Below are 23093 nucleotides of genomic sequence, written 5' to 3'. Positions count from 1 at the left end.
GGATACGGGCAGGGTCCGAGCACATGACAAGGCCGCCGGCGGACGGCCGAGGGAGAACGGCATGAACGCACCCAACACCGCGACGAGCCCGGCGACGCCGACCGATGCGGCTGTGGCGCTGCCCGCGGGCCTCGCGCCCCGGGCCGAGGGGCCGCGGATCTACAACCTGTTCCCGCTCCTCGTGGGCAAGGTCTCGGCCTGGACGGCGGAACTGCCGCGCATCGCGCAGCTCGGATTCGACTGGGTCTATCTCAACCCGTTCCACCAGACCGGGGGCTCGGGCAGCCTCTATGCGGTCGCCGACCTCGACCGGCTCGATCCCCGTTTCCGCGACGAGGACGGCACGCCGGATGACGAGCAGATCGCCCGGTTCTGCCGTGCGGCCGACGCCCGCGGCCTCTCCGTGATGACGGATCTCGTCATCAACCACACGGCCAATGACGCGCGCCTCGCCCGCGAGCGGCCGGACCTTTATGTGCGCGACGCGGCGGGCGCCATCGTCAGCCCGGCGGCGGTCGATCCCGACGATCCTTCGATCCGTACGGTCTGGGGCGACCTCGCCGAGTTGGACTACCATTCGGAGCACGCCCGGGCGGAGCTGACGAAGATCTTCGACGGCTACATCGCCCGCCTGCAGGCGCTCGGCGTGCGCGGCTTCCGCTGCGATGCCGCCTACAAGGTGCCGGCCCCGGTCTGGCGCGACCTGATCGCGGCGGCCAAGGCCCGCGACCCGGACGCGCTCTTCGCCGCCGAGACCCTGGGCTGCACCTTCGAGGAAGCGCAGGCGACGGCGGGGGCCGGCTTCGACTACCTGTTCAACTCCTTCGCCTGGTGGGACCTGAAGGCGCCCTGGGCGCTGGAGCAATACGACCGCCTGCGGGTGATCGCTCCCTCCATCGCCTTCCCCGAGAACCACGACATGGCCCGGCTTGCCGCCGGGCTGTCCGGCGGGCCGGAGGCGATCGCCGCGAAGCTGCGGACCCGCTACGCGCTCGCCGCCTTCTTCTCCGCCGGCGTGCTGATGCCGATCGGCTACGAATGGGGCTATGCCCGCGCGCTCCACGTGGTCGAGACCCATCCGGGCAGGCGCGAGCACGACACCGGCATCGACATCTCGGCGGAGATCGCCGCCCTCAACGCCCTGCGCGCCGAGATCCCAGCGGCGAATGTCGAGGGCGTGCAGATGCGACTGTCGGCGCCGGACGCGCCCTTCGTCGCCCTGTTCCGCGCCAATACCGGGCACCCCTCCTCGGCCACCTCGGGCCTGCTCCTGCTCTACAACCCCACCGACGTCCCCGTGCCGGTCGAAGTCGGGCCGCTGATCGCCCGCACCGGGGGGCGGCTCGGCGCCTTCGTCGACCGCACGCCGAAATCCGAGCCCATTGCCTTCCACCCGGGTGCCTCCATCGACCTCCTGCCGGGCGAGCTGCGCATCCTCGCCGCGGGCGAGGCGGAGGCCGCGGCCGCGCCGAAGCCCGTCGCCCCCGAGGGCAAGGGCCGCGTCGTCATCGAGGCGGTGACGCCGGAGATCGACGGCGGCCGCTCGGCGGTGAAGCGCATCGTCGGCGAGACCCTCCGGGTCGAGGCCGACATCTTCTCCGACGGCCACGAGATCATCGACGCGGCCATCGTCGCCCGCACCGCCGATGGCGGGCCCTGGCGGCAATACCCGATGGTCTTCATCGACAACGACCGCTGGGGCGGGGAATTCCCGCTGGAGCGCAACGGGCGCTACGAATACACCGTGATCGCCTGGCGGGACGCCTTCGCCTCCTGGACCCGCGACACCCTGAAGAAGCGCGATGCCGGAGTCGACGTGCGGCTCGAGACGATCGAGGGCATCGAGCTGGTGCAGATCGCCGCCGACCTCGCCAAGGGCCGGGACAAGGACAGGCTCAACGCCCTGGTCCAGGCGCTGGCCGCCGAGCCGGAGGGCTCGCCCGCGATCCTCGAGAAGATCCTGGCCCCCGAGAATGCCCGGCTGATCCGGCGCAATTCCGAGCGGGTGAACCTGTCCCGCTATCCCGTGAACCTGCCCGTGGTGGCCGACCGCCTCGCGGCCCGCTTCTCCGCCTGGTACGAGATCTTCCCCCGCTCGCAATCCGGCGACCCCAACCGGCACGGGACCTTCGACGACGTGATCCGGCGCCTGCCGGAGATCCGCGAGCTCGGCTTCGACGTGCTTTACTTCACGCCGATCCATCCGATCGGGAAGACCAACCGCAAGGGCAAGAACAACACCCTCAAGGCGCAGGAGGGCGATGTCGGCTCGGTCTACGCCGTGGGCTCGGAGGAGGGCGGGCACGAGGCCGTGCATCCCGAGCTCGGCACCCTGGAGGATTTCCGCCGCCTCGTCGGCGCCGCCCATGCGCACGGCATGGAGATCGCCCTCGATTTCGCGATCCAGTGTTCGCCCGACCATCCCTGGATCAAGACGCATCCCGAATGGTTCGAGTGGCGCCCCGACGGCACGCTGAAATTCGCCGAAAACCCGCCGAAGAAGTACGAGGACATCTCCAACGTCCATTTCTACGGCGGCGCGCTGCCCTCCCTCTGGATCGAGCTGAGGGACATCCTCCTGGGCTGGGCCAAGCTCGGGGCGCGCATCTTCCGCGTCGACAATCCCCACACCAAGCCGGTGCCGTTCTGGGAATGGGTGATCGCCGAGGTGAACGGGATTTACCCGGACGTGATCTTCCTCGCGGAGGCCTTCACCCGGCCGAAGATGATGAAGAAGCTCGCCAAGGCCGGCTATCAGCAGAGCTATACCTACTTTACCTGGCGCAACACCAAGCAGGAACTGACCGACTACGCCATCGAGCTCGCCGGCGAGATGGGCGAGTACTACCGCCCGAACTTCTTCGCCAACACACCGGACATCAACCCGTATTTCCTGCAAACCAGCGGGCGGCCGGGCTTCGTCATCCGCGCGACGCTGGCGGCGACCCTCTCCTCCGTCTACGGCATCTATAACGGCTTCGAGCTGTGCGAGGCCGCGCCCTATCCGGGCAAGGAAGAGTATCTCGATTCCGAGAAATACGAGCTGAAGGCATGGGACTACCACCGGCCGGGCAACATCCGCGAGCACATCATCAAGCTCAATCGAATCCGGCGGGACAACCCGGCCCTGTGGGACTTCCGGAACGTCACCTTCACCGGCGCCTGGAACGACAACATCCTCGCCTATGCCAAGGCGACGCCCGAGAAGGACAACTGCGTCTTCGTCATGGTCAATCTCGATCCGAGGAACCGCCAGGAATGCTCCTACGAGGTGCCGCTCTGGCTGCTCGGCCAGCCCGACGACGGGGCCGTGGAGGTCGAAGATCTGCTGCTCGGCTACAAATTCGAGTTGCGCGGCAAGACCCACCGCATCGCCCTCGACCCCGCCGACCGTTCGGTCCTGATCTGGCGTCTTCGCGCCCCGCGGCGGGTTGCGTGAGACTCCTCCCCTGCTAGACCGGGGCCCTTCGGGCGGGATCCGGCTTAAGGCCGAATCCGACCCGGAGGGTTCCGTCCCTTCCCGCCCGCCCGGCGGGCCCTGTCCGAGACGTCCTCGAACCCGCGACGTGAGGTAGCCGACGCGATGATCGATCGCAGCGACCCGCAATGGTACCGTGACGCCATCATCTACCAGATCCACGTCAAGTCGTTCTTCGACTCGACGAATGACGGGATCGGCGATTTCGAGGGCCTGACCCAGAAGCTCGACTACGTCCGCGACCTCGGGGTCACGGCGATCTGGCTGATGCCGTTCTATCCCTCGCCCCTGCGGGACGACGGCTACGACATCGCCGATTACCGCGACATCAACCCGTCCTACGGGACGATGGAGGATTTCCGCCGCTTCGTGGAGGCGGCCCACGAGCGCGGCCTGCGGGTCATCACCGAGCTTGTCATCAACCACACCTCGGACCAGCATCCCTGGTTCCAGCGCGCCCGCGAGGCGCCGGCCGGCTCGCCGGAGCGGAATTTCTACGTCTGGTCCGACACGGACGACAAATATTCCGACACGCGCATCATCTTCCTCGACACCGAGGTCTCGAACTGGACCTGGGATCCCGTCGCCAAGCAGTATTTCTGGCACCGCTTCTATTCGCACCAGCCGGATCTCAACTTCGACAACCCGGCCGTGCTCGAAGCCGTGATCGAGGTGATGCGCTACTGGCTCGACATGGGCGTGGACGGTCTGCGTCTCGACGCGATCCCCTACCTCGTCGAGCGCGAGGGCACGAACTGCGAGAATCTCGCCGAGACGCATACCGTCATCAAGAAGATCCGCGCGGCCCTCGACGCCGAATATCCGGACCGGATGCTGCTGGCGGAAGCCAACCAGTGGCCGGAGGAGACGGCGCAGTATTTCGGCGAGGGCGACGAATGCCACATGGCGTTCCACTTCCCCCTCATGCCGCGCATGTACATGGCGATCGCCCGGGAGGACCGGCACCCGATCACCGACATCATGCGGCAGACCCCGGAGATCCCGGAAGGCTGCCAGTGGGCGATCTTCCTGCGCAACCATGACGAGCTGACGCTCGAGATGGTCACAGCGGAGGAGCGTGACTACCTCTGGTCGTTCTACGCCGCCGAGCGGCGTGCCCGCATCAATCTCGGCATTCGCCGCCGCCTCGCGCCTCTGCTCGAGAACGACCGGCGCAAGATCGAGCTGATGAAGTCCCTCGTCTTGTCGATGCCCGGCACGCCGGTGCTCTATTACGGTGACGAGATCGGTATGGGCGACAACATCTATCTCGGCGACCGCGACGGGGTGCGCACGCCGATGCAATGGTCCCCGGACCGCAACGGCGGCTTCTCCCGCGCCAATCCGCAGAAGCTGTTCCTGCCCGCGATCCAGGACCCGATCTACGGCTTCGACGCGATCAACGTCGAGGCGCAGACCCAGGCGCAGACGAGCCTGCTCAACTGGACGCGGCGCATGATCGCGATCCGCAACAACTCGGTCGCCCTCGGGCGCGGCGCGATCCAGTTCCTCTACCCGGCGAACCGCAAGGTCCTGGCCTGGATCCGTGAATATGAGAACGAGCGCATTCTCTGCGTCGCCAACCTGTCGCGGGCGCCGCAGGCGGTACAGCTCGACCTGTCCGACCTGCGCGGGGCGATCCCGATCGAGCTCACCGGCGGCACGGAATTCCCGGCGATCGGCGAATTGCCCTACCTGCTGACGCTGCCAGCCTATGGCTTCTACTGGTTCTCGCTCTCGGCGGCCAATACGGGCGAGGTCGGCCCGCAGCCGCTCTCGCCGGAGCTGTTCACCCTGGTCCTGACCGGCGGAGTCGAGACCCTGATGAAGGGCCGCGAGCGCGTGGCCTTCGAGCGCACCGTGGCGCCCCCCTTCCTGAGCGGCCGGCGCTGGTTCGGCGCCAAGGGCTCCCGCATCAAGGGGGTGCAGGTCACGGATAGCGCCATCGTCAAGGACGGCACCGGCGAGGGCAAGTTCCTGCTGCCGCAGATCGCCGTCACCCTCGTGAACGGCGAGCGCCAGGACTACTTCGTGCCGCTCGCGGTGGACGAAGGCCGCGAGGACGAATCCCTGATGGATCACGCGGTCGCCCGCGTGCGCCGGGGCCCGCGCACCGGCTTGCTCTACGAGGCGGCGGTGGCCCCGCCCTTCGCCATCGCCTTGATCGAGGCCATGCGCGACGGCCTGACCATCCCGAGCGAGCGCGGCCGGCTCGTCTTCTCGACCACCTCCGCCTACGATCCCGACCTGCCCTTCGAGGTCGGTGAGGTGCGACGGCTCGCGGCCGAGCAGAGCAACACCTCGGTCGCCATCGGCTCGAAGATGATGCTCAAGCTGCTGCGCCGGCTGCAGACGGGGGTGCATCCCGAGATCGAGATCGGCCGCTTCCTCACCGAAGAGGCGCATTTCGCCAATACCCCGGCCCTGCTCGGCACCCTGGAGCACGTGGCCGAGGACGGCACCCGCACCGCCCTGGCGCTGCTGCAGAAATTCGTGCCGAACCAGGGCGACGCCTGGACGCTGATGCTGGAGGGCCTGCGTCGCGACTTCGACATCGTGGTGCTCGCCCCCGAGAGCGAGGCGCCGATCCCGGAGGAGGCCTTCCATCCGCATCTGCGCTGGGCGGACCTGCTCGGCCGGCGCACTGCGGAGATGCACAAGGCCTTCTCCATCGCGACGGACGACCCGGCCTTCGCCGCCGAGCCGCTCTCGCCCGCGGATGTGGAGGCGCTCGCGGCGGATGCCCGCTTCCAGATGAGCCGGGCCTTCCGGGGTCTGGACGCCATCACGGCCTGGTCCCCGGGTTCGGCGAGCGAGGCCCTGGCGGCCCGCCGCAGCGAGGTCGAGGCCCTGATCGACGATCTCGCCCGCACGGTGCCGGTCGGCGCCCACAAGATCCGCATCCACGGCGACTTTCATCTCGGGCAGGTGCTCGCCTCCGAGGGCGATCTCGTCATCGTCGATTTCGAGGGCGAGCCGGCCCGGCCGGCGGACGAGCGCCGGGCGAAGTCGACCCCGCTGCGGGACGTCGCCGGCATGCTGCGCTCCTTCGCCTATGGCGCGGAGACGGTGGTGCGGGAGATCGCGGCCCGCTTCGGCGACAGCGAGGAGCGCGCCCGCAACGCGGCCATCGCCTGGCGTGGCATGATCGATGCGGCGTTCCTGCAGGGCTACGACGCGGCCCTGGAAGACAGCCGCGCTGCGGTGACCGACCCGCAGACCCATGCCCGCCTGCTGCGCCTGAGCCTTCTCACGAAGGCGCTCTACGAGGTCGATTACGAGGTCAATAACCGCCCGGACTGGATCGAAATCCCGGCCCGGGGGGTTCTCAACATCTTGGACGAAGCGAAGCGCGCCTGAGTCTTCGCATTCCGGAAACCGGTGAGAGAGGTGTCTGAATGACGGTGCTGGACGAGAAGGCCGCGGCGCGTGCCGTGGCTCCTACGGAAAGCCCCTCTTCCCCGACGGTCGAGGCGCGGCCGGGCACGGTCCGGCCCGCTTCCGGCCCTGTCGCCACCCCGGCCAAGGCGCCCCAGCCCGCCGATTCCCTCTCCGGCACATCCGAGCCCGGCAAGCCGCCCCGGCCCACCGCCACGATTCCCTCGGGCATCGCCGTGAGCCCCGAAGCGGTCGCCGCCATCATGGCGGCCGATCATGGAGACCCCTTCGCCGTGCTCGGCCCGCATCAGGTCGGCGCCGGTGCCTGGGAGGTCCGGGTGGTGCTGCCCGAAGCCCAGGGCGCGACCCTCCTCACCGCCGGCCAGCGCATTCCGTTCGAGCGGGTGCATCCGGACGGCTTCTACGTCGCGCGGGTGAAGAGCGAGGGGCGGCCCCTCTACGAGATCGAGGTCGCCTTCTGGGATGGCAGCACCCGTAACCGCCACGACCCCTACGGCTTCGGCTCGTCCCTGGAGCAGCAGGACCTGCATGCCCTGCGCGAGGTCGGCAGCAACGCGGTCTACCGTGTGCTCGGTGCCCAGGCCGGCACGCTCGACGGCATCGACGGGTTCCGCTTCGCGGTCTGGGCGCCGAATGCCAAGCGCGTGAGCATTGTCGGCGACTTCAACGACTGGGATGGCCGGCGCCATCCCATGCGGCTCTGGCCGGATGGCGGCGTCTGGGAGCTGTTCGTACCGGGCCTGAAGGCGGGGCAGAACTACAAGTTCGAGATCCGCGGCCCCGACGGGGCGCTATTGCCGCTCAAGGCCGATCCCGTCGCCTTCCGCGCCCAGCATCCGCCGGAGACGGCCTCCGTGCTCCAGGGCACCGGCGAGCCCGCCTGGCACGACGACGCCTGGATGAGGACGCGCGGCGAGAAGGATCCGCGCCACGTGCCCATGGCCGTGTACGAGGTCCATCTCGGCTCCTGGGCCCGGGTGCCGGACGAGGGCAACCGCTACCTGACCTACAAGGAGCTGGCGCAGCGCCTCATCCCCTACGTGAAGGAGATGGGCTTCACCCATATCGAGCTCCTGCCGATCACCGAGTATCCGTTCGACGGTTCCTGGGGCTACCAGCCGGTCTCGCTGTTCGCGCCGACGAGCCGCTTTGGCACGCCCGATGACTTCGTCGCCTTCGTCAACGCCGCGCACGAGGCGGGCATCGGCGTGCTGCTCGACTGGGTGCCGGGCCACTTCCCCCTCGACGCCCACGGCCTCGGCCTGTTCGACGGCACGCATCTCTACGAGCATGCCGATCCCCGCCAGGGCTTCCACCAGGATTGGGGCACCTACATCTACAATTTCGGGCGCACGGAGGTCTCGGCCTTCCTCGCCGCCAATGCCCGCTTCTGGCTGGAGCACTACCATCTCGACGGCCTGCGCGTGGATGCCGTTGCCTCGATGCTCTATCTCGACTATTCACGCCGCGCCGGGGAGTGGATCCCCAACCAGTATGGCGGCAACGAGAACCTCGACGCGATCAACTTCCTCCGGAAGACCAACGAGGCGACCTACAGCCACGCCCCGGGCACGATCACGGTAGCGGAGGAATCGACCTCCTGGCCGGGCGTCTCTCATCCGACCTATACGGGGGGCCTCGGCTTCGGCTTCAAATGGAACATGGGGTGGATGCACGACACCCTGAAATACATCTCCGAAGATCCGATCCACCGGCGCTATCACCACCACAACCTGACCTTCGGGCTGCTCTACGCCTTCTCCGAGAACTTCGTGCTGCCGCTCTCCCACGACGAGGTGGTGCACGGGAAGGGTTCGCTGCTCGGCCGCATGCCCGGCGATCGTTGGCAGAAATTCGCGAACCTGCGCGCCTATTTCGGCTTCATGTGGGGGCATCCCGGCAAGAAGCTGCTCTTCATGGGGGGCGAGTTCGGCCAGGAGCGGGAGTGGAACCACAACCAGTCCCTCGACTGGCACCTGCTCGACGACCCCTTCCACCGCGGCGTGAAGGACCTGATCGCCGACCTGAACCGGCTCTACGTGGCGACGCCCGCGCTCTACGAGCGCGACACCGAACCCGGCGGCTTCCAGTGGCTGGTGGCAGACGACCAGGACAACAGCGTGATCGCCTGGGCGCGCAAGGGACGGGAGGGCGAAATCGCCGTCGTGGTCTCGAACTTCACCCCCGTGCCGCGGGAGGGCTACCGCATCGGCGTGCCGGCGGGCGGCTTCTACCGCGAGGCGATCAACTCGGACGCTGAGCGCTACGGCGGCTCGAACCTGGGCAATATGGGCGGCGTCCAGGCCGAGGCTCAGGAGAGCCACGGCCTGCCCCATTCCCTCAGCCTGACCCTGCCGCCGCTCTCGACCATGATCTTCGTGCGCGAGGGCTGACGCGGGCAACCCCCGCCGGCGGAGCCCCGGGCTCCGCCGGGACGCGTTCAGCTTTCCTCCGCCTCCTCCGGCTCCAGCACGCGCTGGGCCGCGAGCTGGCGCTCGGAGCCGATCAGGCCGCGGGTCTCGGCGCTGAGGGCGCGGGCCGGGCGCTGCGGCGCGGTGAGCGGCTCGGGACGCAGTTCCCCCGTGCCGCCGCGCATCCAGCCGACACCGTCCGGCAGGGCGCCGGCCTGCTGGAGCACCAGACGGGCCACGTCGCGCTTGCGCACGTCTTCGGCGCGCTGCGCCGCCGCTTCCACCGGCACCCCGAGCCCTTCGAGGGCGGCCCGGCCAAAGGTCAGGGCCGATTCGACCGTCTCGCGCAGCTGGAAGTCGACATCGCGGTTCATCAGCTCGACGGCGTGGGTGCGGTCATAGGCCCTCACATAGGTGCGCACGTTGGCGAATTCCTCGTGCACCACGTCCACGATCTTCAGAGCCGCTTGGGCGTCGTCGATGCAGATGCAAACGAGCTCGGCCCGGCCGATCCCGGCCGCCCGCAGCACGTCGAGCCGGGTGCCGTCCCCGTAATAGATCCGGAAACCGAAGCGGGTGGCGGCGCGGATCTGCTCCACGTCCTTGTCGATCACGGTGACGCTGATTCCCTCCGCGAGCAGGACCTGCGTCAGGATCTGCCCGAAGCGCCCGAAGCCGATCACCAGCACTCGGGTCTCGGTGGTCTCGACGAGATCGGGGGGCGGCTCCTCCACCTCCGGGCGGCGCGCGGCGAGCAGCGCGTCGAGGCCCTTGGCGGCCACCGGGCCGACGAGCATGGTCAGCGCCGCGAGCGCCACCGCGAACCGCGTGGCGGTGGCATCGACGATGTTCAGATCGCCCGCCGCGGGCAGGATCACGAAGGCGAACTCGCCCGCCGGCGCCAGCACCGCGCCGCCGCGCACCGCATCGAGCCAGGGGGAGCCGAACAGGCGGAACAGCAGGGCGACGAGCAGGATCTTCACGCCGATCGCCAGGGCGGTGGCCCCGAACAGGGTCGGCCATTGCGCCGCCACCAGCCGCCCGTCGATCGACATGCCGACGCTCATGAAGAACAGGCCGAGCAGCATGCCGCGGAAGGGCTCGATATCGGCTTCGAGCTGGTGGCGGAAATTCGATTCGGCGAGCATCACCCCGGCGAGGAAGGCGCCCATCGCCATGGAGAGGCCGACCTCCTCCATGATCAGCGCCGTGCCGAGCACCACCAGCAGGGCCGCGGCTGTCATCACCTCGCGCCCGCCGGAGGCGGCGAGTAGGCGGAAGAGCGGGTTGAGGCCGTAGCGCCCGATCAGCACCACACCGAGGATCGCCCCGGCCGCGGTTGCGCCGGAATGCAGGGCCTCGGAGAGCCAGCCGCCCTCCGGCGTCCCCCCGGCCGAGGCCATCAGCGGCAGCAGGGCGAGGATCGCGACGACGGAGATGTCCTGGAACAGCAGCACCGCGAAGGCGCGGCTGCCGTAGGAGGTGCCGAGATCGCCCCGCTCCTCCAGGAGCTGCAGGGCCACCGCCGTCGCCGAGAGGGCCAGCGCGACGCCGATCACCGTGGCGGCGCCGGCGTGGAGGCCGAACAGGGCGCCTGCGCCGGCCAGGATCAGGGCGCAGACGGCGAGCTGCGCGGCGCCGAGGCCGAAGATGTCGCGGCGCATCGAGACGAGCCGCGACAATTCCAGCTCGAGCCCGACGATGAAAAGGAGGAGCACCACGCCAATCTCGGCGACGCTCGCCGCGGTCTCGGGCTCGGCGATCAGCGAGAAGCCCGAAGGGCCGATCACCACCCCGGCCACGAGATAGCCGAGCACGGCGCTCTGGCCGAGCAGCCGCACGATCGGCACGCCGACCACTGCCGCGGTCAGGAAGGTCAGGACCGGCGGCAGGAAGCTCGCATGAGTCGTGGCGTTCGCCATGGCACTCCGATCGGCGTGAGACGGTTTCCCGCCATAGCCCGGCGCGCCCGGCGGCGCGAGGCCGCGACGGGTGCCATTCTTCACACGTCGGAGGGGCCGCCGGCGCCTGAAACGCGACGGGAGGTCCAGCCGAAGGTCGGTCCGAGAGACCCCAGGTTGATCGCGGGGCAGCGATCGACGTGCATGGGGGTCACGTCGCGTGCGGGATGTGTTACAGACGGCACGGACCGGGGCCTTATGTCCCGGCGCTGTTGACAGCCCGACCCGCCCCTCGCACATCCCGCGGATCATGAGCGCCGACACCATCAACCTGACTGCCGATCCTGATCGGGTGCCCCAGCCGGCCATCACCGGCGAGAAGCCACCCCTCGAAATCCTGCTCTGCGCCCCGCGCGGCTTCTGCGCCGGCGTGGTACGGGCGATCGACGTCGTGGAGCGGGCGCTCGCGATCTACGGTGCGCCGGTCTATGTCCGTCACGAGATCGTGCACAACAAGTACGTGGTCGAGACGCTGAAGCGGAAGGGCGCCGTGTTCGTCCGCGAGCTCGACGAGGTGCCAGACAGCGGCGCGCCCGTCATCTTCTCCGCCCACGGCGTTGCCAAGACCGTGCCGCAGAATGCGGACATGCGCGGGCTGACCACGATCGATGCCACTTGCCCGCTGGTGACCAAGGTCCACCGCGAGGCCGAGATCCACCACAAGCGCGGCCGCCACGTGCTGCTCGTCGGCCATTCCGGCCATCCCGAGGTGGTGGGCACCATGGGCCAGCTGCCCAAGGGCTCGATCACCCTCGTCGAGGATATCGAGCAGATCGCCGCCCTGGAGCCTCCGGCCAACCAGGAACTTGCCTGGGTGACGCAGACCACCCTTTCGATCGACGATACCAAGCACATCGTCGAGGCGCTCAAGGCCAAGTTCGCTGGCATCCACGGCCCGCACAAGGACGACATCTGCTACGCCACCACCAACCGCCAGGAGGCGGTGAAGGAGGTCGCACCGCGGGTCGACGCCCTGATCGTGGTCGGCTCCTCGAATTCCTCGAACTCGCAGCGCCTGCGCGAGGTCGCCGAGCGCGCCGGCTGCCCGATCACCCGCCTCGTGCTCCGGGCGGAGGAGATCGACTGGGACGCCTTCCAGGGCGTGCGCCGCCTCGGCCTCACCGCCGGCGCCTCCGCGCCGGAGGTGCTCGTCGAGGAGATCATCGACGCCTTCGCCGCCCGATTCGACGTGACCGTGGATCAGGTCTCGGTGACGATCGAGGATATGTCCTTCCCGCTGCCGCGCGAGCTGCGCAGCGAGGCGGCCGAATAGGCTTCCAAACAGGTTCCGTCCCTCGGGACGGATCATGACGGCGGGGGCGCACGGCTGAAGCCGGCGCCCCTTTTTTCGACCCCGTGAGCAAAGCAAGTCCCGTGGCCGTCTACACCGAGGTCCCCGATGCGGCGCTCGCCGCCTTCCTGGCCGAGTACGATCTCGGCGCGATGCTCTCCTACAAGGGCATCGCGGAGGGGGTGGAGAACACCAACTTCTTCCTGCACACGACCACGGGCAACTACATCCTCACCCTCTACGAGAAGCGGGTGCGCGAGGAGGACCTGCCCTTCTTCCTCAACCTGATGGAGCATCTCGCCCGGCGCGGGCTCGCCTGCCCGCAGCCCGTGCGCAACCGGGCCGGCGTGGCCCTGGGGCGGCTTTGCGGGCGCCCGGCGGTGATCGTCAGCTTCCTGGAGGGCGTCTCCGTCAGCAGGCCGAATGCCGGCCATTGCCATGCCCTGGGGCGGGCCCTGGCCGGCCTGCACGAGGCCGGCAGCGATTTCGGCATGGTGCGGCCGAACAACCTCTCGGTCGCCTCCTGGCGTCCCCTCTTCGCGCAGAGCGCGGCGCAGGCCGACGACGTCGCCCCGGGGCTCGCGACGCGCACCCGCGCGGATCTCGCCGTCCTGGAGGCCTCCTGGCCGGAGGGGCTGCCCGGAGGCGTCATCCATGCCGATCTCTTCGTCGACAACGTGTTCTTCATCGGGGACAGGCTGTCGGGGCTGATCGATTTCTACTTCGCCTGCACCGACGCCTTCGCCTACGATCTCGCGATCTCGCTCAACGCCTGGTGCTTTGAGGCGGACGGTACCTTCCAGCACGACAAGGCCGAGGCGATGATCGCCGGCTATCAGGAGACGCGGCGCCTTGAGCCCGAGGAGGTCGCGGCGCTGCCGATCCTCGCTCGGGGCGCGGCCATGCGCTTCATGCTCACCCGCCTCGTCGATTGGCTGAACGTGCCGCCAGGCGCCCTGGTGAGGCCGAAGGACCCCCTCGAATACGATAGGCGCCTCACCTTCCACCGGCAGGCGACGCACGCGCGGGATTACGGCTGGCGGGGCTGATCCCGCCGAAATCAGGCGTTCGGATCGAGGGGGATCGGGTAGCAGCGTGCGCCGGTCGCCGCCGCCAGCACCTCCACTGCACCCACCGTCGCGGCGCAGCCCGAGACATGGACCGCGTCCGTCGTCCGCAGGGAAGGCACATGGGCCGTGAGCGGGCCCGGCCGCACCTCCGGCGGGCGCTGCCGGTGGCGTTCGGAGACGAGAGTGATGCGTGACACGCCCGTCGCCTTCAGCCAGTCGAGGGCAGGGCGCATGTAGAGATCGAGGGGATCGCGCGCGCCGACGACGAGATGGATCTCGCGGGCGGGCTCGATGTAGCGGGCGGCCCGGGCGATCGCCCAGATCCCGGCAAATCCCGTCTCGGAGGCCACCAGCACGAGGCGACCGCCCCCGGGGCGGTACTGGCCGCGGCCGACCGGCCCCTTCGCCTTCACCTCGTGGCCGAGGGCGAGGCCGTTCGCGAGGGCGGCGGCGAAGCCCTCCTCGGCGCCCTCCTGCCCGCAGCGCAGGTGGAAGACGAGTTCGTTCAGTTCGGCCGCTCCGTCCACGCGCAGGCTCGGCGTCAAGGTCAGCGGCGCGAAGCCCTCCGGGCTCAGGACGACCTGATGCCCGGGCTCGACGGCGAGAGGCTTGGTGAGCGTCACCACCGCCTGGACCAGACGGGGCGAGAGCCGCGTCACTTCTGTGAGGGTGCCGGCACGTTTGGCGAGGGCCGGCTTGCCGGCGCGCGGCTCGACCTCCGCCAGCCCCTCGCCGTCGCGCTCGGGGATCTCGGGAAGCTTCACCGCTTCGGATCGGCGCAGACGCGGCCGGCCGCGCCGCAGGGCGGCTTGGCCAAGGGCGGTCACGCCGTGGACGCCCTGGGTGGCCGCGATCATGCCGTCGGCGAGCGCGGTTTCGAGGGGCGTGTCGCCGGTGGCGCAACGCACGGTCTTGCCATTGACGACGAGGGAGCAGCGCGTGCTCATGGTCGTCTCCATCTTCTTCCGTGGCAGCGACGGAAGCGGCGCTTCGGGCGCCATCAGGCGGAGGCGTGCAGCAGGCGGTCGACCATGGCGGCCCAGCGCTCGCGCACGGCACGGGCCTCCTCGCCGAGTTCTGGCTGCTCGCCATCGAGGCCGGCGCAGATCCTGAGCTTGGCGATCTCCTCGCGCTCGGCCGCGAGAACCGCCTTGAGCACCTGGAGATTGGCCTGAAGCTGCGTCGCGTCCGGGCGGGCCGGAGTGGGCTGCGGGACGTCCTGTTCGATCTCGATTGGGGCGGGCACTGCCGGGACGGTGGAACGCGGCGCCTCGATGTCCATCTGCTTCAGCCGGATCGGACGGGCGATCAGACGCCGTACGACATCGTTGCCGTGCCCCCCCGTCGCCCGCCTCGCCGCCTCGGCCATCGCTTCCCGCTCCTCACCGCCGCCCCGACCGCATCCACAGCGATCTTCGGTGTCGCGCTCAGCTTTGGGCAGACATGGTTAAGGGACGTTTAAGATCTGGCTTTCCGGCGCCGTCCCGCTTCAGGATCCGGACGCTTTTGACAGCTTCGCGCCGGGACGCCGGTCAGGCCGCCTCGGGTGCCGCGCCGACGAGCTGGCGAGCCTGGAGCGTCGTCATCGGCTCGCCGAAGGCGAAGCCCTGGGCGTAGTCGCAGCCGAGATCCTGGAGGGCCTGGGCGTCGGCCTCCGACTCGGCGCCCTCCGCTACGATCGCGAGGCCGAGCTCCTGCGCCATCTTCACGATCGAGCGCAGAATCACGTCCTGCCCGCTGCCCATCTGGCGCACGAAGGACTGGTCGATCTTGATCGTGTCGAAGGGGAAGCGCTGCAGATAGGACAGGGACGAGTAGCCGGTGCCGAAATCGTCCAGGGAGAGGCCGGCGCCGAGGTCGTGGATCCGGGCAAGCATCTGCGCGGCGTATTCCGGGTTCTCCATCACCAGACTCTCGGTGAGCTCCAGCTTGAGCGAGCCCGGCAGCACGCCGGTGCGCGCCAGCACGGTCTTCACATCGTGCAGGAGGTCGTGGCGCAGGAGCTGGCGCGAGGAGACGTTGACGGAGGCGAAGATCGGCGGCTCGACGTCGAGGGAGCGCTGCCAGGCGGCGAGCTCCAGCGCCGCGCGCTCGATCACGAAATTGCCGAGCTGGACGATGAAGCCCGTCTCCTCGGCCAGGGGAATGAAGGTCGAGGGCGAGATGCGCCCCAGGCGCGGATGGTCCCAGCGCAGCAGGGCCTCGAAGCCCGCCACCGTCCGGTCTTCCAGCCGCACGATCGGCTGGAACAGCACCTTGATCTCGTTTCGCTCCAGGGAGCGGCGCAGGTCGCTCTCCAGCATCAGCCGGTCGGAGCGCTCCGTGCGCATGTTGGCGCGGAACACCTCGATGCGGTCGCCGCCGCCGCGCTTGGCCTGGATCATCGCCATCTGGGCGTTCTTGAACACTTCCTCCCGCTTGAGGGTGGTGCCGGCCTCGTAGAGGGCGATGCCCGTCGAGACGGTGAGGAAAACCTCGCGCTCGGCATAGGTCACCGGGGTGGCGATGGTGCGCCGGATCATCTCGGCGAAGGCGAGGATGCGGTCGGGGTCGCGCTCCGAGAGCAGGATCACCGCGAACTCGTCGCCGGCGACCCGGGCCAGCGTGTCCTGTGGGCGCAGGAGCCGGCCGAGGCGGCGCGATAGGGTGAGCAGGATGGAATCGCCCGCCGACAGCCCGACCGCGTCGTTGACGGTCTTGAAGCGGTCGATGTCGAGCACGATCACGGTCGGCTTCAGCCGGGCGTCCTGGCCGGCCAGCGCCATGGCGGCGTCGAGGCGGTCGTAGAACAACTCGCGGTTTGGCAGGCCGGTCAGGCTGTCATGCACCGCGTCGTGCAGCAGCCGTTCCTCGGCGGTCTTCAACTCGGTCACGTCGGCGATGGTGCCGACCACCCGGATCACCTCGCCGTCGGTGCCGATCACCGGCCGGGCCTTCAGCCGGTACCAGTGATAGGCGCCCCCGGTCGAGCGCAGGCGGAAATCGTGGACGATGCGCCCGCGGCGCTCCTCGATCACCGTATCGAGGGCGGCGGAATAGCGCTCCACGTCGAAGGGATGCAGCAGGCCGAGCCAGGTCGCGGCCGGCCCTTCCAGGGCGCCGCGCTTCAGGCCGAGCTGACGCTCGATTTCCTGGCCGGCATAGACGCGGTCGCCGGGCACGTCCCAGTCGAACACGATGTCGCCGGCCCCCGTCAGCGCCAGGGCGCGGCGCTCTGTGTCCGAGACGAGGGCGTGACTCAGGCCGCCCCCGGCGAAGGCGTGCTGCATCACCGTGAAGCCGATCAGCATGACGATGAGCACGAGGCCGCCGATCAGGGCCGGCTGGACGAGGTCCGATCCGATCTGGCCCGTCACCGCGAAGCCCGCCGCCGCCACCCAGACCAGCAGCAGGATCCAGGTCGGCACCAGCAGGATGGCGCGGTCGTAGCCGTTATGCACGGCGAGATAGAGGATCAGCAGCAGGCCGACCCCGGCCACCGCGGCGATGGAGATGCGCGCCACGCCTGCCGCCACCGGCGGGTCGAACACCGCGAGCCCGACGAGGCCGGCGAGGAAGACGAGCCAGAAGAAGGCGACATGGCTGTAGCGCACGTGCCAGCGCGACAGGTTGAGATAGGCGAATAGGAAGACGAGCAAGGTGGCGCCGAGCACCGCCTCGGCCGAGGCCCGGTAGATCCGCTCGGCCACCTCGTTGATCGGAAAGACCCGCTGCAGGAAGCCGAAATCGATGCAGGCATAGGCGAGCACCGACCAGGCAAGCGCCGCTGCCGCCGGGAAGATGATCGCCCCGCGCACCACGAAGATGATCGTCAGGAACAGGGCGAGCAGTCCCGAGATGCCGATGATGATGCCCTTGTAGAGCGTCAGGCCGCTGGTCTTCTTCTGATAGGCCTCCTGGTCCCACAGATAGACCTGCGGGATGTTCGGGCCCTTCAGCTCGGCGACAAAGGTGATGGTCGTGTCCGGGTCGAGGGTGATCAGGAACTCGTCGGCATCGAGCCCGTCCTGGCGGTCGGGGCGCTCGCCCTCGCTCGCGGTGATGGCGGCGATGCGCGAACCGCCGAGATCCGGCCAAACCACGCCGGAGCCGACCAGCCGGAAATGCGGGGCCACCAGCAGGCGCTGGATCTGCTCGTCGGTGTCGTTGGTGAGCGCGAACACCATCCAGTCCGGTCGCGCCCCCGCCTCGCGGGCCTTCACCACGATGCGGCGCACGATCCCGTCCTTGGCCGGGGCGGTCGAGATCTGGATCAGGTCGCCGTCCGAGCGGTAGCGCTCGATCATCGGCGTCAGGTCGATCGCTGGCGTGTTCGGAGTGACGCGCACCGCCTCCACGGCACGCGCGGGGCCGGTCGTCCCGAGGGCGCAGGCCAGGGCCGTCAGCAGGAGGAGGACGAAGGAGACTGTGCGCAACGGGGCGATTTCTTGAGGCCGGCGGAACAGGCAGGCGCGTTCGGCAAGTCGTATCGGCGGGGCGACCGGCCGGCAAGGCGAAGCTTCCCCGGAACGGACGGCGCCCACCGCTCATTGGCCGTGACACCGTCTCTGGGGTCGCTCCGATTTGCGGCCAAAACAAGCCGGGCGCGGCAGTGGATCGGGCCTGCCCTTCGTGAGCAGGCGCGCTAAAGCGGGGGCATGACGCTCGCTCCCCTCCTGGCCGTGCCCCTCGCCTGTGGCGTCAGCGCCGGCCTGATCGTGCTGCTGAAGCCCGTGCTCGCCCGCTATGCGCTGGCCCGGCCGAATGCCCGTTCGAGCCATAGGGTGCCGACGCCGCAGGGCGGCGGCATCGCCATCGTCGCTGCGGCGCTCCTCGTGGCCGTGGGCTTTGCCCTGTCCGCCGGGGCCGGCGACGCCGGATTCCTCACGCTCGTTATCGGGGCGCTGGTGCTTGCCGTGATCGGCGCGGTCGACGACATCCGCCCCCTGAGCCCCGCCCTGCGCTTCCTGCTGCAGGCGCTGGCGGTCGCGGCGGTGGTGATGGCGGCGGGCGGGCGGCTGCTGCCCGAATGGCCGCTCTGGCTGGAGCGTATCATCGCCGTCCTGGCTGGGCTTTGGTTCGTGAACCTTGTCAATTTCATGGACGGGCTCGACTGGATGACGGTGGCGGAGATGGTGCCACTTAGCGGCTTCCTGGTCGTCCTCGGCTTCGGAGGCGGCTTCGGAGCCGTCCCCACCCTCCTCGCGGCCGGCCTGCTCGGCGGGCTGCTCGGATTCGCGCCCTTCAACCGGCCGGTGGCGCGGCTCTTCATGGGCGATGTCGGCTCGCTGCCCATCGGCCTCCTCGTCGCCTGGCTGCTCTATCGGCTGGCGCTCGAGGGCCAGATCGTGGCGGCGCTGATCCTGCCGCTCTATCCCGTAGCCGACGCGACCCTCACCCTGCTCTGGCGCCTGAAGCGCGGGGAGAAGGTCTGGCAGGCCCATCGCTCGCATTTCTACCAGGTCGCCACGGTGAACGGCTTCTCCGTGCCCGAGGTCGTCGGCGCCGTCTTCGCCCTGGGGCTCGCCCTCGACGCGCTCGCCGCCGCGAGCTTGCTTTGGCCGTCCTGGCCGGTCAGGCTTCTCTGCCTCGCGGGTGCCCTCGCGCTCGTGGCCGCCCTGCTGCGGCGTTTCTCCAGGCCGAAGCCATCGAGGACCCTGCGCGCGTGACCGGACCGACCATCGCCCTCACCGGGGCCACCGGCTTCATCGGTCGCCATCTCCTGCGCACGCTCAGCGCCCGGGGCTACCGGGTGCGCGTGCTGCTGCGGCGGCCCATCGATACGCTGCCGGAGGGGGCGAGCGGCGCCGTGGTCGGGGACCTCGCCCGCCCGATGAACATGGCCGCCGCGCTGGCTGGCGTCGACGCGGTGGTGCATTCGGCGGGGCTCGCCCACGCCATGTCCGGTGCGCCGGAGGACGATTTCCGCTCCTCCAACACGGAAGCGACCCGGCACTTGGCGGAGGCCGCGCAGCGGGCCAAGGTGCGCCGCTTCGTCTTCCTCTCCTCGATCCGCGCTCAGATCGGTCCGAGCGCCCCTGCTCCCCTCGGCGACAATGACGCGCCCGCGCCGACCGACGCCTATGGCCGCTCCAAGCTCGCCGCCGAGCAGGCGCTCGCCTCCCTCGATCTCGATTGGGTGGCCCTGCGGCCCGTGCTCGTCTACGGCGAGGGGGTGAAGGGCAACATGGCGGCGTTGCTGCGGCTCGCGCGCCTGCCCTATCCCCTGCCGCTGGGCGGTTTTTCCGGGCGCCGCTCGCTGGTCTCGGTGGAGAGCCTTTCGGCGGCGGTGGCGACCGCCCTCGGGGTCGCCGGCCCCCTGCGCCGCCCGCTCATCGTGGCCGATCCCGATCCGCTGACCCTGCCCGAGATGCTCGGCGCCCTGCGCGAGGGGCTCGACCGCGCACCGGGCCTTCTGCCCGTGCCCGCCCCGCTGATCGGTCTCGCCTGCCACGTCACGGGGCGCCGCGAGGTCTTCGACCGGCTCGCCGGCTCCCTGGTCGCCCGCCCCGACGGGCTCGCCGCCTTGGGCTGGTCGCCGGCCTTCCCGTCCCGCGAAGGGCTCGCGCAGCTCGCGCGCCTCTCCGCCTGATCAGGCGGAGACGGCTTGCGGCGCGGGAACGGGCGCGGCCGGGATCGCCCCCGCCCGCAGCCGGAAATCCGGGACGGCCTCCTCGAACACCGCCTCCGCCGCGGCCCGGTCGCCCCGCTCCACGGCCGCCCGCAGGCGGGCGATCCAGGCCTCGAGCACGCTGCGGTCGGCGAAGACGGGCTTGGCCGCCATCACCCCCTCGATGCCGTCGAGGGTGACCCGGGGCTCCTCGCGGGCGAACAGGATCTCGTTGAGGCGCTCGCCCGGCCGGGCGCCGGTGACCTGGATCTCGATGTCCTCCCCCGGTTCGAAGCCGGCGAGCCGGATCATCCGCTCGGCGAGATCCTTGATCCGCACGGGCTGGCCCATCTTGAGCACGTAGACCGCCGCGCGCTGGTCGGAGGCGGCGGTCGCCGGCTCGCGGGCTTCGCGGTCGGCATGGGAGGCGGCGGTGAGCACGAGGTCGGAGGCCTCGCGCACGGTCATGAAGTAGCGCACCATGTCCGCGTGGGTGACGGTCACGGGGCCGCCCCGGGCGATCTGCGCCTTGAACACCGGCACTACGGAGCCGACCGACCCGAGCACGTTGCCGAAGCGCACGGCGATGAGGCGGGTCGGCGTCGGGCCGGCCTGCTCGGCGTCGAGGGCCTGGGCCACCATCTCGGCGAAACGCTTGGTGACGCCGAGCTGGGAGACCGGCTCGATCGCCTTGTCGGTGGAGATCATCACCAGGGCCCGGGCGCCGGCCGCCACCGTGGCCTCGGCCACGTTGATCGAGCCGAACACGTTGGTCTTGATACCCTCCGCCCAGTCGCGCTCCAGATAGGGCACCTGCTTGAGCGCCGCGGCGTGGAACACGTAGGTGGGCCGGAACTCCGCGAAGAGCGCCGCGATGCGCTCCCGGTCGCGGATATCGGCGAGGGCGCCGCGCAGCTCGGCCTCCGCGGTCAGCAGGGCCGGGCTGTTGAGCACGCCGTGCAGGGCCGGCTCCGAATTCTCGACCACGAGCAGGGCGCTCGCGCCGAAGGCCAAAGCCCGGGCGCAGATCTCCGAGCCGATGGAGCCGCCGCCGCCGGTGACGATGACCCGCGCGCCGGTGAGGAAGCGCTCCAGCCGCGGCCGGTCGATCGCGACGGTGGGACGGAGCAGCAGATCCTCGATCTCGAGGGGGGCGAGCTCGGCGTCGCGCATGCCCTCGCCGAGGCTCGTCACCCGGGCGAGCGGCAGGCCGAGCCGGCGGGCCCGGGCGATCAGGTCGTCGGGCTCCGCCTCCGGGGCGAGGGCGCTCGGCGTGGCCACGAGCCGGCGCACCGGCAGGCCGCGATTGCCGAGATCGGCCACGACCTTCTCCAGGTCCTGGAAGCCGCCGAGCACGGGCACGCCGCGCATCATCTGCCCCGCCTCGTCCGCCCGCGGCGAGAGGATGCCCTTGGGCGCGAGCCGGCGCACGGAGCCCGCCTCGATCGCGCGCAGCACGATCTCGATATCGGCGCCGCGCCCGAGCAGCAGGGTCGGGGTGGTGGCGCTGCGGGCATGGCTCTGCCGGGAGCGGGTGTATTTCAGGTAGCGGAAGGCGAGGCGCGGTCCGCCCAGCAGGAAGATCTGCAGCACCCAGTAGAGGGCGATGGCGATCTTGCCGAAGAAGTAGAAGCCGTAGAGGTTCTCGGAAACGAGGACGTAATCGAGCACCAGCAGCGTCAGGGCGCAGACGCTCGCTGCCCGCACGATGCCGGCGAGATCCGGCAGCGAGGCGAAGCGCCACTTCGTGCGGTAGAGCTTGAACCAGGCGTAGACAAAGCCGGCGAAGGCGAGGAACGGGGGCAGCAGCAGCGGCAGGGCGTGCAGCCGCTCCGTCAGCTGGTCGCCGTGGAAACGGAACACGAAAGTGAGGATCACCGCCGCCGCGGTCGCCACGAGATCGTGGCCGACCATCGCCGCCGTCTTGAGGGTGCGCTGCTGCATGATGCTTTCGCGGGAGGCCGCGCAGGGTATCGGCGGCGCCTCGGGAGATGTCAACGCGACGGGTGGGGCGCCGACCCGGCGCAGACGATGACCTACGAGCCAGCGGTCTGCCGGATCAATTTCGACACGGCGTCGTCCGCCCGGTCGATATCCGGGGCGTCGATATGGCGGTAGCGGGCCTGGATCATGCCGAAGGCTCCGAAGGCGAGATGGCCCGCGGCGACGAGCCCGAGCAGAACCCGCCCGAAGGGTTGCGCCCGCAGGGCCGCGAAGGCGCCGGACAGGCCGTGCGCCTCGGAGGAGGCCTGGGTCCAGGCCGCCGCGAGCACGAAGCCGGCGATGAGGAGGAACACGATTCCGCGCGCGGCATAGCCGAAGCGGCCGAGGGGCTTCACCCAGGCCTCGGCGCCCCCCGGGAGCGAGAGACGGGCGGCGACGTCGCCCCGCCAGGCCTTGGCGAGGTAGCCGATCCCGGCCCCGGCGACGCCCAGCCCGACGAGGCCGACGAGCCAGGGGCCGAGGGGCTGGCCCAGGAGCCAGGCCGTCCAGTCCTGCACCCCGTCCCCGCCGGCGGCGGCGCGGCCGATCCCGAAGGCGAGTTGGCCGGCGCTGACGGCGAGGGCGGCATAGGTCGCGGCGCTGACGAGATGCGCGCCGCGCACGACGAGCGCCTTGGCCGAGCGCCCGCGCCGGTCGGCATCGATCGTCCCTTCCACGAGGCGCCAGAGGGCGAAGCCCGCGAGGCCGAGGGCGATGGCCCCGACCAGGACCGCGCCGAACGGGCTGCCCATCAGGCTCCGCAGCGCGCCCTTGCTGTCGCCTGCCGCGCCGCCCTGGCCGAGGGCGGCCAGCAGGGCAAGGGCACCCACCACGCAATAGACGAGCCCGCGGGCGCCGTAGCCGAAGCGGGCGAGATGCTCCAGGGCGTTGTCGTGCCGGCTCCAGGCCAT

The 23093-nt window shown here is 70.0% G+C and carries 13 protein-coding genes; 7 read left to right on the top strand and 6 right to left on the bottom strand.

The window, feature by feature from the left end; genetic code table 11:
• Nucleotides 1-61 precede the first annotated feature (61 nt).
• The 3 genes from MFF21_RS00895 to glgB all read left to right on the top strand — a co-directional run bounded on the left by MFF21_RS00895 (nucleotide 62) and on the right by glgB (nucleotide 9270).
• Complete coding sequence (locus MFF21_RS00895; protein WP_238309305.1) at nucleotides 62-3439, top strand: maltotransferase domain-containing protein; 3378 nt, start codon at nucleotides 62-64, stop codon at nucleotides 3437-3439.
• Nucleotides 3440-3583: 144 nt separating this feature from the next.
• Nucleotides 3584-6838 (top strand): maltose alpha-D-glucosyltransferase, encoded by a 3255-nt coding sequence (gene treS / locus MFF21_RS00890; RefSeq protein WP_238309304.1) that lies wholly within the window; start codon nucleotides 3584-3586, stop codon nucleotides 6836-6838.
• Between the two features lie 281 nt (nucleotides 6839-7119).
• Nucleotides 7120-9270, top strand: coding sequence for a 1,4-alpha-glucan branching protein GlgB (gene glgB, locus MFF21_RS00885; RefSeq protein WP_373324894.1), 2151 nt, complete (start codon nucleotides 7120-7122; stop codon nucleotides 9268-9270).
• A gap of 47 nt (nucleotides 9271-9317) precedes the next feature.
• On the opposite strand, the gene MFF21_RS00880 is transcribed toward glgB, so the two are convergent.
• A complete protein-coding gene (locus tag MFF21_RS00880; RefSeq protein WP_238309302.1) occupies nucleotides 9318-11210 on the bottom strand; it encodes a monovalent cation:proton antiporter-2 (CPA2) family protein in 1893 nt (630 codons plus the stop codon).
• A gap of 289 nt (nucleotides 11211-11499) precedes the next feature.
• Between MFF21_RS00880 and ispH the strand changes: the two genes are divergently transcribed.
• Nucleotides 11500-12522 (top strand): 4-hydroxy-3-methylbut-2-enyl diphosphate reductase, encoded by a 1023-nt coding sequence (ispH, locus tag MFF21_RS00875; RefSeq protein WP_238309301.1) that lies wholly within the window; start codon nucleotides 11500-11502, stop codon nucleotides 12520-12522.
• 101 nt (nucleotides 12523-12623) lie between these two features.
• Nucleotides 12624-13589, top strand: coding sequence for a homoserine kinase (locus tag MFF21_RS00870; protein ID WP_238309300.1), 966 nt, complete (start codon nucleotides 12624-12626; stop codon nucleotides 13587-13589).
• Nucleotides 13590-13600: 11 nt separating this feature from the next.
• On the opposite strand, the gene MFF21_RS00865 is transcribed toward MFF21_RS00870, so the two are convergent.
• The 3 genes from MFF21_RS00865 to MFF21_RS00855 form a co-directional block, all read right to left on the bottom strand.
• Nucleotides 13601-14569: a ferredoxin reductase domain-containing protein gene (locus tag MFF21_RS00865; protein ID WP_373324873.1), complete on the bottom strand. Its 969-nt coding sequence runs from the start codon at nucleotides 14567-14569 to the stop codon at nucleotides 13601-13603.
• A gap of 41 nt (nucleotides 14570-14610) precedes the next feature.
• Nucleotides 14611-14979, bottom strand: a complete 369-nt coding sequence (locus MFF21_RS00860) for a hypothetical protein (RefSeq protein WP_238309298.1) — start codon at nucleotides 14977-14979, stop codon at nucleotides 14611-14613.
• 163 nt (nucleotides 14980-15142) lie between these two features.
• On the bottom strand, nucleotides 15143-18025 hold the full coding sequence (locus tag MFF21_RS00855; protein ID WP_238309297.1) for a sensor domain-containing phosphodiesterase: 2883 nt from the start codon (nucleotides 18023-18025) through the stop codon (nucleotides 15143-15145).
• A gap of 222 nt (nucleotides 18026-18247) precedes the next feature.
• On the opposite strand from MFF21_RS00855, the gene MFF21_RS00850 reads away from it, so the two are divergent.
• Nucleotides 18248-19258, top strand: a complete 1011-nt coding sequence (locus tag MFF21_RS00850; protein WP_238309296.1) for an MraY family glycosyltransferase — start codon at nucleotides 18248-18250, stop codon at nucleotides 19256-19258.
• Nucleotides 19255-20181, top strand: coding sequence for an NAD-dependent epimerase/dehydratase family protein (locus MFF21_RS00845; RefSeq protein WP_238309295.1), 927 nt, complete (start codon nucleotides 19255-19257; stop codon nucleotides 20179-20181). Before MFF21_RS00850 ends, MFF21_RS00845 begins: the two co-directional genes overlap by 4 nt.
• Here the strand turns inward: MFF21_RS00845 and MFF21_RS00840 are convergent, their stop codons facing one another.
• Complete coding sequence (locus MFF21_RS00840) at nucleotides 20182-22143, bottom strand: SDR family NAD(P)-dependent oxidoreductase (RefSeq protein ID WP_238309294.1); 1962 nt, start codon at nucleotides 22141-22143, stop codon at nucleotides 20182-20184.
• Between the two features lie 92 nt (nucleotides 22144-22235).
• Complete coding sequence (locus MFF21_RS00835; protein ID WP_238309293.1) at nucleotides 22236-23093, bottom strand: DUF1206 domain-containing protein; 858 nt, start codon at nucleotides 23091-23093, stop codon at nucleotides 22236-22238.

It is taken from the genome of Methylobacterium organophilum, from assembly GCF_022179465.1.
Classification (GTDB): domain Bacteria; phylum Pseudomonadota; class Alphaproteobacteria; order Rhizobiales; family Beijerinckiaceae; genus Methylobacterium; species Methylobacterium organophilum.
This window is presented reverse-complemented; position numbering and strand designations above follow the sequence as displayed.